8 protein-coding genes are annotated in these 12,454 nt (G+C 62.9%); 2 read left to right on the top strand and 6 right to left on the bottom strand.

Going from position 1 to position 12,454, the window contains the following annotated elements:
* Positions 1–176 precede the first annotated feature (176 nt).
* The 5 genes from MKZ91_RS10650 to MKZ91_RS10630 all read right to left on the bottom strand — a co-directional run bounded on the left by MKZ91_RS10650 (position 177) and on the right by MKZ91_RS10630 (position 8,796).
* On the bottom strand, positions 177–2,201 hold the full coding sequence (locus MKZ91_RS10650; protein WP_336170794.1) for a beta-N-acetylhexosaminidase: 2,025 nt from the start codon (positions 2,199–2,201) through the stop codon (positions 177–179).
* Positions 2,202–2,598: 397 nt separating this feature from the next.
* Positions 2,599–3,492 (bottom strand): DMT family transporter, encoded by an 894-nt coding sequence (locus MKZ91_RS10645; protein ID WP_336170792.1) that lies wholly within the window; start codon positions 3,490–3,492, stop codon positions 2,599–2,601.
* Positions 3,493–3,785: 293 nt separating this feature from the next.
* Positions 3,786–6,941: an efflux RND transporter permease subunit gene (locus MKZ91_RS10640; protein ID WP_336170790.1), complete on the bottom strand. Its 3,156-nt coding sequence runs from the start codon at positions 6,939–6,941 to the stop codon at positions 3,786–3,788.
* Positions 6,942–6,968: 27 nt separating this feature from the next.
* Complete coding sequence (locus MKZ91_RS10635; RefSeq protein WP_442892245.1) at positions 6,969–8,129, bottom strand: efflux RND transporter periplasmic adaptor subunit; 1,161 nt, start codon at positions 8,127–8,129, stop codon at positions 6,969–6,971.
* Positions 8,130–8,187: 58 nt separating this feature from the next.
* Positions 8,188–8,796: a TetR family transcriptional regulator gene (locus tag MKZ91_RS10630; protein WP_336170789.1), complete on the bottom strand. Its 609-nt coding sequence runs from the start codon at positions 8,794–8,796 to the stop codon at positions 8,188–8,190.
* Positions 8,797–9,056: 260 nt separating this feature from the next.
* Here MKZ91_RS10630 and MKZ91_RS10625 point away from each other — a divergent pair, with 260 nt between their 5' ends.
* Positions 9,057–10,025, top strand: a complete 969-nt coding sequence (locus tag MKZ91_RS10625) for a DUF808 domain-containing protein (protein ID WP_336170787.1) — start codon at positions 9,057–9,059, stop codon at positions 10,023–10,025.
* A gap of 107 nt (positions 10,026–10,132) precedes the next feature.
* Here the strand turns inward: MKZ91_RS10625 and speB are convergent, their stop codons facing one another.
* Complete coding sequence (gene speB / locus MKZ91_RS10620) at positions 10,133–11,086, bottom strand: agmatinase (RefSeq protein WP_336170785.1); 954 nt, start codon at positions 11,084–11,086, stop codon at positions 10,133–10,135.
* 240 nt (positions 11,087–11,326) lie between these two features.
* Between speB and MKZ91_RS10615 the strand changes: the two genes are divergently transcribed.
* Positions 11,327–12,433, top strand: coding sequence for an extracellular solute-binding protein (locus MKZ91_RS10615; protein ID WP_336170783.1), 1,107 nt, complete (start codon positions 11,327–11,329; stop codon positions 12,431–12,433).
* The last annotated feature ends 21 nt before the right edge of the window (positions 12,434–12,454 follow it).

Here is a 12,454-nt window from a genome sequence, read left to right as displayed (position 1 = left end):
CTAGGATTAGAGGAAACATGCAGCGGCGCACAAGCACGAAAATCCAAATCACATCTGACTGACCGCAGGCATGCGCCCGGCCGGCCCGGAGCGACAAACGGCGGCTCGCGCCGCCGTTTGCCTATCCAAGCTATCGCCCGGCCAAGTCCAGGCGAAAACCGGAAACTCGCTCGCCCCTACTCCGCGGCGTAAAAGCCGTAGAGCACCGGCATCAGTCCGACCAGCGCTTCGAAACGCTTGAACGACTTGCGCTCCGGCTTCGTCCAGCCGGTTTCGGCGAGTGCCGAAAGCCTCGGGAAGACGAGGCGGTCGAAGACGGCGCGGTCGGTCATCGGCTCGGACCAGATGCAGCACTGCACGCCGAGCAAGTGCTTCTTCTGCGTCTCTGTCCAGCCCTCGATCGGATCGAAGGCGTAGACCTTTTCCGGATCCGACCAGCCGGCCCAGCTGCCACCGGGCTCCGACCAGGCCGGGCTGTTGGCCATGTCGAGATAGTAGACCTGGCCGGGGCAGACGACGATGTCATAGCCTTCCTCGGCAAGCGCTGCCGACGCCTCGACCGTGCGCCAGCCGAAGAGCAGCGACTTTTGCTTGTCGATGACATTGCCGTGGGCGGCTTCCTGCCAGCCGCCGGTGACGCAGCCGCGGCTGGCGAGAAACGCCTGGATTCGCGCCAGGAATTCGCCCTGCAGCACTGCCGCACCCGAGCCGTCGATCTCGTCGGCGCCATGGGTGTTGGTGACGACGTTCAGCCGCTTGGCGTGGGTTTCGGCAACCTCGTCGCCGGCAACGGCCCGAAGCCGCGACAGCGCCTCGGGCGAACCCGACCAGGCGCCGAGCGGCACCTCGTCGGCGCCGACATGGATGGCGCGCATCGGGAAGAGCTCGATCAGTTCGTCGAAGATGATCTCCAGGACGCGGTAGGTTTCCTCCCGCGCCGGGTTGAGGCAATTGTCCGGGAAGCCCTGGACCGAGAAGTAGCTGCCCTGCTCCTCAGGGTCGCGCAGCTCCGGGATTGCCTGCAGCATCGCATAGGAATGGCCGGGGATGTCGATCTCCGGCATCACCTCGATTCCGAGGCTTTCCGCCAACGCCACGATCTGACGGATCGCCGCCTTGGTGTAGTAGCCGCCGGTCTGCTGCGGACCGGAGCCGAGCAGCGGCGGGATCGTGCGCCCGTGTCCACGCCAGGCACCGATTTCCGTCAGCGCCGGATAGGCGTCGATCTCGACCCGCCAGGCCTCGTCGTCAGTCAGGTGCCAGTGGAAGCGGTTGAGCTTGTTCCAGGCCATCAACTGCAGGAACCGCTCGACCTCAGCGGTGCTGTAGAACTGGCGGGCGACGTCGAGATGCGTGCCGCGCCAGGCAAGCGCCGGCTCGTCCCTGACCTCCCCACCCGTCGGGAACACGAAGGTGCCAGGATGAAGACGCGCACCGCGCAGGACCTGGCCAAGCGTGATCAGGCCGTAGAGGATACCGGTCTGCGTGCTGCCGGCAACGGCAACGCCGGCTGGCGAGAAACGGATCGAGTAGGCTTCGGGGCCAAGATCCGTGGCCTTCGACAGGGAGACCGGAAAGCCGCCCTCAGCCGCTGGCCGGACGATGCCTTCGACCGGGAACAGGCTTGCCGTCAGATCCGCGAAAGCCTTCGCCGCGCGGGCCGCTTCGTCACCCTCGGGCTTCAGATCGAGCCCCGGAGGCGCCACCAGTTGTCCAGAGACGGAAACGGCCTCAGGCCACGGTACGATCGACACCGGCACCGGCGCCACTTTCGGAACCGGATAGACGGCAGCACCACGCTTCAGCTCGGCATTGTCGCCATGGGCGCGGGAGGCAAGCACCGCGACCGGCGCCATCGCGCCGTCCGCGAGCACCAGGAAGGCGGCATTGGCGCCATCGGTCCAGTGGCGCGGCTCGAAGCTCATGCCGTGCGCCTTCACCGTCCAGGTGGCACCCGGCGCGAGCTCGAAGCCTTCCGGCGGCGCAAATTCCGCGTAGTTCGAAAGCCGGATCAGCAATTGGCCGCCCTCGATCTCGGCTGCCGGGTCGATGCGCGCCGGTCCGGAAACGCCGAGGCGAATGCCTTTCAGCGTTCGGTCCGAGTTGTTGGTCAGGGTGAGCGCATAGACGGACTTGTCGGCGGTGCCGACCGGGACCCAGAGGGTTTCCAGCAGGAATTCAGATTTGGCGGCAAACGTCATCAAACGGCTCCATTGGCAGGACTGGTCTTGCAGGCCGACAAAACAGTCGGCGGTTACTCCTGGGGAAGGCTTTCCTTGGTTCACATAGCTCGCGTCGGCGATTGGCCAAGGGCACGGAAGAAATGGTTTGCCGGACCTTCTTTCAACCACAGCCGATGGCTGCCGGCGTGCAGGGGACTGCGCAGACACCGCATTGCCTCGACAGCCGTCATGACGAATTCCCCCTCAGGTTTCGTTGATCGATCTATTAAGTCAAGTAATTTGACTTAGCGATAAATCCGTCGAAGACACGCTGTCAATCGGGACGTTTCGTCCTGTCGATAGTGATTGCCGGAACCGCAAAGTGGTATTTGGAAGTTGAATACCACTTGCGAAAATGCACCATTCGGCGGGGCAATCAGCCGACCAGATCCGGCCGTGCAAACACTTGGCTGAGCGTGGCAAGGAGAATCACCGCACAGCCCAACATCTGTGAGAGGCTCAAAGGTGCGCCGAGAAATGTCAGCGAGAACAGCAGAACCCACACCGGTTCACTGCACATGATCAGCGACGCCCGCGCCGCCGAAATCGACTGCTGGCCGCGAAACTGCAGAACGAAACGAAGACAGGTCGATATCAGCACGCTTGCGAGAAACCAGCCCCAGATCTCGATCGAAGGGACCGCAGCGGGCACCTCCTCGACCACCAGCGAGGCGGCAAGGATGACGAAGCCCGCAACCACCAGCTGGACGGCCGCCACGCCCCCCGCGCCGACCGCGGCCGAGTTGTGTTTGACGAACGCCATGCTCGCCGCCCAGAGCAGTGCCGAGACGACGAAGTAGATGTGGGCCGCCTCGACGCGAGCGTTCGGCCCAAGAAACAGCAGCGCCATCCCGGCAAGCGCGATCGCGATCGATATCCAGAGCCTGGCCCCGACCGGCCAACCGAAGAAAAGCAGACCGAAGACCGGCACCAGAAGGTTGCCGGTCGAGGTGATGAAGGCGGCAACGCCCGGGTTGGCCGTTTGTTTCAGGCCGAAAATCCACGCTATCATCGCGACAGCAAAGGCGAGTGCTCCGGGAAGCAGCAAACGAACGGTCCTGCCGAGAGCAGCAATGGGCGGGAAACTCGCCATGATGCCGATCAAGAGACCCGCAATGACAAAGCGGCTGCCGAGAAACAGGAGCGGAGGAAGTCCGGCAAGCGCCTTGATCGAGAAGAGCCAGCCGGCGCCGGCCACGAAAGCCGCGATGGCGATCTGCGCGTCGGCGACCGCTCGAGGGGCATGCAGCACGGTGCGGTCTGAGGACATGGATGACGACGCAAGAGAGTTTTCGCCGGCAATGGACGACGGCCCTCTGTCCTCTTTATCAGTTCAGGCCGGAAACGACTACAGGTTGTTTCCGGCCGCTACTGAGGCTCGGCTGGCAGACGGGCAGCGGCTAATAACTCGCCACGAACGGCGCGCTCAACGGCCACCGGAGCTCCGTGGCCCTCGAACCGGCGCACTGAGGGGTGGCCGTTTTCGGCAATTCGGAACAAACATCCGATATCAGCCCGGTGCGGCGCGCGCCACCCTGTCTCACGCTCCACGGGGCGGTGGCGCTACTCCGCCGCCACGGCCGAGGGATAGCTCACCGGCTTCTGGATGTCTGAATCGAGCGGCTCCGCCTTGTCGGGCTCGGTCGAAGCCTTCTTGGGTTCGCGGCCGAAGAACAGGGCGTAGCCGGCCGGCAGCACCAGCACGGTCAACACGGTCGCCACCAGGATGCCGCCCATCATGGCGTAGGCGAGCGGTCCCCAGAAGACGCCGCGGGAGATCGGGATCAGGGCCAGAACGGCGGTCAAGGCCGTCAGCATGATCGGCCGGAAGCGGCGCACGGCAGAGCCGACGATCGCCTCGGCCCGATCCATGCCTGACGCAATGTCCTGGTCGATCTGGTCGACGAGGATGATCGAGTTGCGCATGATGATGCCGAGCAGCGCGATGACGCCGAGGATCGCGACGAAGCCGAAGGGGGCGCCGCTGAGAAGAAGTGCGGCCGAAGCACCGATAATGCCGAGCGGGCCGGTTGCCAGAACCAGCATCGCCTTGCCGAAATGCTGAAGCTGCACCATCAGGAGCACGACGATGACCGCCAGCATGATCGGCGCCTTTGCGGCAATCGAGGCCTGGCTTTCGGCCGAATCCTCGGCACCACCCTGAATGTTGATGCTGTAGCCGGCTGGCAGGCTGTCGCGCAGCGGCTGCATGTCGGCGAACATCTTCATCGCCACGTCATTCGGCTGCACACCGTCAGGCAGTGTGCCGCGCACGGTGATCGTCGGCAGGCGATCGCGCCGCCATTCAATGCCCTGTTCGAGTACCGGTTCGATCTTGGCGACCTGCGACAGCGGCACGAAGCCGCCGAAGTCGGTCGGGATGTAGATCGAGTCGACCGAGCTTAGGAGCTTGCGGCTGTCCGCCGGCTCGCGGGCAACGATCGCCACCGTTTCCTCGCCGTCTCGGAAATTGTCGAGCGGTGCCCCGGTCACGCTTGCCTGCAACATCTGGCGGATCCGCTGCGAGGTGACACCGAGCGCGCGGGCGCGATCCTGGTCGATGACCAGTTTCATCGCCGGCACCGGCTCCAGCCAGTCGTCGTGAACGGCTCCGAGTTCAGGGTTCTCGTGGAACTTCGCCTTCACCCGGTCGGCGATACGCCTGACCTCTTCACGGTCCGGGCCCATGACGCGCATCTGCACCGGCCAGCCGGTCGGCGGTCCCAGGAACAGCCGGTCGACCTTGGCGCGGATCGACGGAAAGTCGGCCGCAAGGATCGAGCGCATCTTGGCAATCAGCCGTTCGCGCGCTGGTTCGTCCTTGGCCATGACCAGAAGCTGGGCGAAGTTCGGATTGCGCAGTTGCTGGTCGAGCGGCAGGAAGAAGCGCGGCGCGCCCTCGCCGATATAGGTGGCGATGAAGCGCTTGTCTTCGTCGTCCATCATGCGGGCTTCGAGTGCCTTGGCCTGTTTTTCCACCTCTTCGATGCTGGTGCCTTCCGGCAGCCATAGGTCGACGAGAATTTCCGGTCGCGACGACTGCGGGAAGAAGTTCTTCGGAATGAACTGGAACGCCCAGAGGCTGACGAAGAAGATCACCAGGGTCGTTGACAGAACGATGACGCGATGGCGCACCGCCCAGGTCACCGTCGAGCGCAGGTGCCGATAAAAGCGCGTGTCGAAGACGTCGTGATGGTTGCCGGCATGGCTGCGCTGCTTCAGGAGCATGTTGCCGAGCCACGGGGTGAAGTAGACCGCGACGAACCAGGAAACGACGAGCGCAATGCCGACCACGAAGAACAGCGAACGCACGTATTCGCCGGCGGTGGACGCTGCAAAGCCGACGGGGATGAAGCCAGCGGTGGTGATCAACGTGCCGGTCAGCATCGGGAAGGCGGTCGAGGTATAGGCGAAGCTCGCGGCCTCGACCTTGACGAGGCCCTCCTCGAGCTTGCGCTCCATCATCTCGACGACGATCATGGCATCGTCGACGAGCAGACCGAGCGCAATGATGAGGGCGCCAAGCGAGATGCGCTGCAGGTCGATGCCAAGCTCGTACATGATGGCGAAAGTCGCCGCCAGTACCAGTGGGATGGTGATCGCGATCACCAGGCCCGAGCGCCAGCCGATCGACAGGAACGACACGACGAGCACGATCGCGAGCGCTTCGCCGAGCGCCTTCATGAACTCGCCGACGGCCTCCTTGACCACTTCGGGCTGGTTGGAAACCTGATCGACCTTGACCCCATAGGGCAGTGACGCCTCGAAGCGTTCATAGGTCGCCTCGACCGCCTTGCCGACGTCGGTCACCTTGAAGCCCTTGGCCATGACCACGCCGATCTGCACGCTGTCCTGGCCGTTGAAGCGGAACTTGCGCGAATAGGGATCCTCGAGCCCTGAGCTGATCGTGGCGATATCGCCGAGCCGGGTGATCTGGCCGCCCGCGCGAAGCCGGAGGTTCTTCAGATCCTCCACCTTGTCGAGGCTGCCTTCGACCGAAATGCGCACCGAGCGCGCGCCGGTATCGACGGAGCCAGCCGGGTCGATATTGTTCTGGCCGGCGATAGTGCTCCTGAGATCATTCAGCGTCAGCCCACGTTCGGCCAGCACCTTGGAGGAGACATCGATATAGATCTTCTCCGGTTGGTCGCCGATGATGACCGCCTTTTCGACGCCGGGCGTCGTCAACAGCATGTCGCGGGCCTGGATCGCAAACTTCTTCAGCTCCGGATAGCTGTAGCCTTCGCCGCTCAACGAATTGAGCGTGATGAAGGTGTCGCCGAACTCGTCGTTGAAATAGGGACCGAGCAAACCTTCCGGCAACTCGCTGGAGATGTCGCCGACCTTCTTGCGTACCTGGTAGAAGGCGTCCGCCACCTGCTCGGCATTGGTGTCGCCTTCGACCTGGAGCGTGATGATCGCGCTGCCGGCGCGTGTATAGGAGCGCACGAAATCGAGATGCGGCGTTTCCTGCAGCTTGCGCTCGATCTTGTTGACGACCTGGTCCTGCATTTCCTCGATCGAGGCGCCCGGCCAGAATGCCTGCACGACCATCACGCGGAAGGTGAAGTCCGGATCTTCCTTCTGCCCCATCCGCATCAGGCCGAAGGCGCCGCAAAGGATGATGAGGCCGAACAGGAAACGTGCCATGCTCGGATGTGCGATCGCCCAACGCGAAAGGTTGAAGGGGCGCTTTTCTTCAGAAGAAGAGGTGGTCATCGGCTCGGTTCCGCCCTTGGAGAAAGATCAACGCACGAGGCGGGTGTCGTCTGCCTCGGGGGTCACCAAGGCCGACTGATGCGATGTGTCGTTTGAAATCGTGACCTTGAGATCATCCGCCATGAACTGCGTTCCCGCGGCAACGACGAGATCGCCGACCTCAAGGCCATCGGTCACCCGCACACCGTCACCGGTGAAATCGGCAAGCGTAACCGGGCGGCTGCGCACGAGTTCGGTGCCGCGGTCGACGACCCAGACGATCGGATAACCGTCCTTCTGCGCCAGGGCACTCAAGGGCACGGAAACGAAGGGCGTGTCGCCGCCGGCAGAGGCCTCGACCGTCGCCGTCATGCCGAGCAGAACCCGCTGATCATTCGGCAGGCTGACGCGCACGGAAAAGGTTCGCGACTGCTGGTCGGCGCTGCCCGCTACCTCGCGCACCGTGCCGTCGAGCGACAGTGCCTTGTCGGCCCAAAGGCCGACCTTGACCGGCAGGCCTGCCCTAAAATTGGCGATCTCCGTCTCGGGTACGGCAACCTGAACTTCCTTTTCGCCTTCGACGGCGACGGTGGCGACAGGCGTACCGGAGCCGACGACCTGACCGACATCGGCATTGATTCCAGTCACGATGCCCGGCCGGTCGGCGGCTAGGCTGGTGTAGACCACTTGGTTCTTTGCCTGGGAGAGCGCTGATTTTGCCGCGTCCCGGGTGGCAACAGCCTGATTGTAGCTCAGCACCGCCTGATCGAACTGGGCCTGCGAGGCGAACTTCCTGGCGAGCAACTGCTCGGCGCGATCGCGCACCAGCATGACCGTCTCGACCTGGCGCTCGGCGGCGTCCAGGTTGGCAGAAGCGCTGCGAACCGCAAGCTCGTAGTCGGTCGCGTCGATGCGGGCGAGAAGATCGCCCACCTTGACCCGGTCGCCGACATTGACGAGGCGCTCGACGATCTTGCCGCTGACGCGGAACCCGAGGTTCATTTCGGTACGCGCCCTGACGGCGCCGGAATAGGTGAGTTGGCGCGCGGTATCGGCCTCGGCGATCTCGATAACCTTGACCGGCCGGACAAGCTCAGCGGTCTCGGCTTTCTCTTCCGAGCAGCCGGCAAGCCCCATGGAAGCGGCTGAAATCAGCGCTGCACTGGCAATGAATGAAATACGGCGGCGAAGTTCAATAGGCATAAACATAGTCGCACTCCTGAAAAATGGGCCGGCGCCGCACCTGGCCGCGCCGGAAGCAGTTCCGTCAGACCTTCAGCGCCTTGATCGCGAATTCGATCAGATCCTCCGGGCTGGGGCGGTTTTCCTTACTGAGGCATTGGGCAACCATTTGCGGATGACAGAGCGTGACGGTTGCCGCGCCGAAACAGCGCGAGGCAACGTCGGCGTCCTGCTCCGGGAACTCGCCGGCGGCGATCCCTTCCCGGATGACGTCCGCGAGCAGCTTGTCGATCCGGTCGATATGCTTGTCGATGACATGCCACTCGCTCTCAATGGCGACGATCACCATCTCGTGCACCTTCGTGTCGTCGAGCATCAGCTCGACGGTCATCTGATGTTGCGCGTGAACGTAGCGGCGGAGACGCTCGCTCGCGCTCAAGGGCTGCCGACAGATGTCCTCGGCCATTTGATAGCTGGCAGCCAGCATGCGCCCGCAGAGCGCCTGATGAATCTCGGTCTTCGAGGCGAAGAACCGGTAGATGTTTGCCGGCGACATGCCGAGGTCCCGGGCGATATCGGCAACATTGGTCTTGCTGTAGCCGAAATGCCGAAAGAGCCGCTCGGCGGCGTCCAGGATACGCGTGATGTTATCCTGCCTGGTCTGCTCGACGACGATATCGTTGTTTGCCGGCATTGCCGCCCTTTCGATTTACGAATGACGAATTTCATATTTCGTCAGTCGTAAATCGAAACAGGCTCGCGGTCAATGGTAGAGACCACTTCAGGCGGTCACAATTTGAGTCAAATTTGAACGCTGCGCCGTTTCGGGCATCGTGCGCTTTCGGATCGCGATTTGCTCGCAGGATCACACGGCCGTTGACTCGACACGCTATGGTGGCTACTGGCGATTTTACAGCCAAATTCCTTGGATTGCTCTCAAAGGGTTAGCAGTTTATGGCCACCGGTTTGATCGCCCTCCTCGACGATATCGCGGCCATCGCCAAGTTGGCCGCCGCCTCGCTGGACGACGTTGCAGCGCAAACCGCGAAAGCCAGCGCCAAGGCGGCTGGCGTCGTCATCGACGATGCAGCGGTCACACCGCGTTATGTCGTAGGCCTGACGCCGGAGCGGGAACTTCCGATCATCGCGCGCATCGCCTTCGGCTCACTCAAGAACAAGCTGCTGTTCCTTCTGCCCGGCGCGCTGCTGCTCGGCTATTTCGCGCCCTGGGCGATCACGCCGCTCTTGATGCTGGGCGGCGTCTATCTTTGCTACGAGGGCGCCGAAAAGCTCTACGGCGCGGTCTTCCCCCATGCCGCGCATGCGCATGAGGAAGCGGTGCTCGGCGAAAAGAGCGATCCGCTTGCCCTCGAAAACGAGAAAGTTGCCGGCGCCATCCGCACCGACTTCATCCTCTCGGCCGAAATCATGGCACTGACGCTGTCGACGGTTGCCGATGCCGGTGTCTACATGCAGGGCGCGGTGCTTGCAGGCGTCGGCATCCTGATCACGCTTGCCGTCTATGGCGTCGTGGCGCTGATCGTCAAAGCCGATGACGCCGGTGTTGCCCTGGCAAGGAACCCGCTGTCGGCCTTGCGCCTCTTTGGCCGTGGCCTCGTTTTCGGCATGCCGGCCTTTCTGAAGGTCCTCGCCGCGATTGGCACCGCGGCCATGCTCTGGGTGGGCGGCAGCATCCTTGTCCATGGCATGGCGCAGCTGGGCTACGCTGGACCGGAACACGTCATCCACGACATCTCCGAAGCCGTTGCGCATGCGGTACAGGTGGTGCCTGGCGTGGTCGGCTGGTTTGCCACTTCGGCAATCCAGGCGCTGCTCGCGATCGTCGTCGGCGCCGTCACCATCATGGTTATGGGCAACATCATCGGACCGATCTGGAGCCGCCTGCGTCCGGCAAACAGCTGACCCCTCACCAATCTGAGAAGGGTCAAGATCGTGCCAGCCGACGCGGCTTACCGTGACGGAAGCTCCCTCGAGCTGTCCGTCGCCCGGATGCCCGATCTCCGTTCGCCTTACCGCTTGTACTTCACGCCCGGCAAAACGCAGAGCATTTCATAGAGCAGGTTCGCCGCGGTGATTGCGGTTGTTCCGGTCGTGTCGAAAGGCGGGCTCACCTCGACGAGGTCGGCGCCGACCAGGTTGAGGCCGCGGCAGCCGCGAATGATCTCAAGCGCCTGGATCACGGTCAGCCCACCGATTTCAGGCGTGCCAGTACCGGGCGCATAGGCGGGGTCGAGGCTGTCGATATCGAAAGTCAAATAGGTCTTGTGGTTACCGATCTTGGCGTGGATGCCTTCGATCAGCGGCACGAGCGACTTGTGCCAGCATTCCTCGGCCGGGACGACGGTGAAACCCTTGTCGCGCGACCAGTCGAAATCATCAGACGCATAGCCTGTGCCGCGCAGGCCGATCTGGAAGACGAGGTTCGGGTTGAGGCAACCGTCCTCGAAGGCACGGCGGAACGGGGTGCCATGTGCGATCTTCTCGCCGAACATGGTGTCGTTGATGTCCGCATGGGCATCGACATGGATGAGCGCCACCGGTCCGTGTTTTTCGGCAATCGCCTTCAGGATCGGGTAGCTGATCGTGTGATCGCCACCGAGTGTCAGCGGAATGCAGTCGTGCTTGAGGATCGCGCCGATGTTGCGGCTGATGATCTCCAGATTGGCCGGCAGGTTGAAGGTGTTGATGGCGATGTCGCCGATATCGGCCACCTGCAGGCTTTCGAAGGGAGCAGCGCCCGTTGCCATGTTGTAGGGCCGGATCATCACGGATTCGGCGCGGATCTGCCGCGGCCCGTAGCGTGTTCCCGAGCGGTTGGACGCGCCGATATCCATGGGGATGCCGACGAAGCAGGCATCCAATCCCGCAGCCGACGCTGCCGTCGGAAGGCGCATCATCGTGCCGGGGCCGCCGAAGCGGGGCATGTTGTTGCCGCCGAGCGGCTGATTGAATTTCTCTTCCATCGAAGCTCTCCCTTTTGATTTCGCCGGAACCTATCAGGCGCTGCGAGCCGAGAAATGCCCATTGATCGAATGTTGCTTCGATCGCGATCAAACCAACATGTCTGACCCAGCAAAGGCAGGCGTTGCTTGCCATGTACGACGGCTCAGCCACGGCCGCACCTAGCCAAAGGGAGTGTTGCCCTCACAGGACCCGCCGATCACTTTGGCGAAAACAAAAATACGATGTCCTTGGGAGGAACCATGCAAAACTTATCTCGCACCACCCTGCGCTCCGTCATCGCGGCATCGCTTGCCGTCCTTGCGGTCTCCACCGCTGCCCAGGCGCAGGACAAACTCTTCATCTACAATTTCTCCGACTACTTCGCAGAAGACACCGTTGCCAACTTCCAGACGCGCACCGGCGTCGAGACGCGGCTCGACTTCTACGATTCCCTCGAAGTGCTCGAAACCCGGCTGCTTGCCGGTGGCAGCGGCTTCGATGTGGCCTTTCCGAGCGCCACTGTCGGCGAGCGCCTGATCCAGTCCGGCGCGCTGAAGCCGGTCGATCCGGCAAGCCTGAAGAACTACGGCAACCTCGACAAGGAACTCCTGAAGCTCGTCGCCGAACACGACCCGGACAACAAGTATCTCGTTCCCTACATGTGGCTGACGACCGGCGTCGCCTACAATGCCAAGCTCGTCGGCGAGCGGCTGGCCGATGCGCCGGTCGACAGCCTCGACATGTTTTTCAAGCCGGAAGTCGCCGAAAAATTTAGGGATTGCGGCATCGGCATCGTCGACGCGCCGAACGAGGTGATCCCGATTGCGCTCAACTATCTCGGCCTCGATCCCTATTCCACCAAGCCGGATGAACTCGAGAAAGCGAAGGAGCTACTGCTCAAGCTGCGCCCCTATATCCGCCACATGCAGAGCGGCCAGCTCGTGGCCGACATGGCGTCGGGCCAGCTCTGCCTGGCGCTGATGTGGAGCGGGGACGCCGGCATTGCGGCTGCCCGTGCCGAGGAGGCCGAAACGGGTGTGAAGGTCGACTATTCGATCCCGCAGGAAGGAACGATCATCTCCTTCGACACGATGGCAATCCCGGCGGATGCGCCGGACCCGGAGCAGGCACTCGCCTTCATCGACTATATCCTTGAGCCGAAGACGGTCGCGGCGATCAGCAACCACGTCTACTACGCCAATGCCAATGCGGCGGCGACGGCAGAGGTCAGCGCCGAGATTCGCGACAACCCGAACATCTATCCGCCTGCAGAGGTGCGCTCCAAGCTCTTTGTCGACAAATCCTTGCCGCCGCGCCAGACGCGCGAACGCACCCGCGTCTGGTCCGCCTTCCGGGCCGGCCAATAGCGCGAACCCGTCAACAGCAGG

Source organism: Ensifer sp. MJa1, from assembly GCF_037026475.1.
In the GTDB taxonomy this organism is placed as follows: domain Bacteria; phylum Pseudomonadota; class Alphaproteobacteria; order Rhizobiales; family Rhizobiaceae; genus Ensifer.
The sequence above is the reverse complement of the archived record's forward strand: the minus strand, read 5'-3'. Positions and strand labels throughout refer to the sequence as shown.

What these genes read in the sequence shown, in the direction of transcription:
- MKZ91_RS10650 (WP_336170794.1), bottom strand. Translation starts at nt 2,201, where the DNA reads ATGACGTTTGCCGCCAAATCTGAATTCCTGCTGGAAACCCTCTGGGTC.
- MKZ91_RS10645 (WP_336170792.1), bottom strand. Translation starts at nt 3,492, where the DNA reads ATGTCCTCAGACCGCACCGTGCTGCATGCCCCTCGAGCGGTCGCCGAC.
- MKZ91_RS10640 (WP_336170790.1), bottom strand. Translation starts at nt 6,941, where the DNA reads ATGACCACCTCTTCTTCTGAAGAAAAGCGCCCCTTCAACCTTTCGCGT.
- MKZ91_RS10635 (WP_442892245.1), bottom strand. Translation starts at nt 8,129, where the DNA reads ATGTTTATGCCTATTGAACTTCGCCGCCGTATTTCATTCATTGCCAGT.
- MKZ91_RS10630 (WP_336170789.1), bottom strand. Translation starts at nt 8,796, where the DNA reads ATGCCGGCAAACAACGATATCGTCGTCGAGCAGACCAGGCAGGATAAC.
- MKZ91_RS10625 (WP_336170787.1), top strand. Translation starts at nt 9,057, where the DNA reads ATGGCCACCGGTTTGATCGCCCTCCTCGACGATATCGCGGCCATCGCC.
- speB (WP_336170785.1), bottom strand. Translation starts at nt 11,086, where the DNA reads ATGGAAGAGAAATTCAATCAGCCGCTCGGCGGCAACAACATGCCCCGC.
- MKZ91_RS10615 (WP_336170783.1), top strand. Translation starts at nt 11,327, where the DNA reads ATGCAAAACTTATCTCGCACCACCCTGCGCTCCGTCATCGCGGCATCG.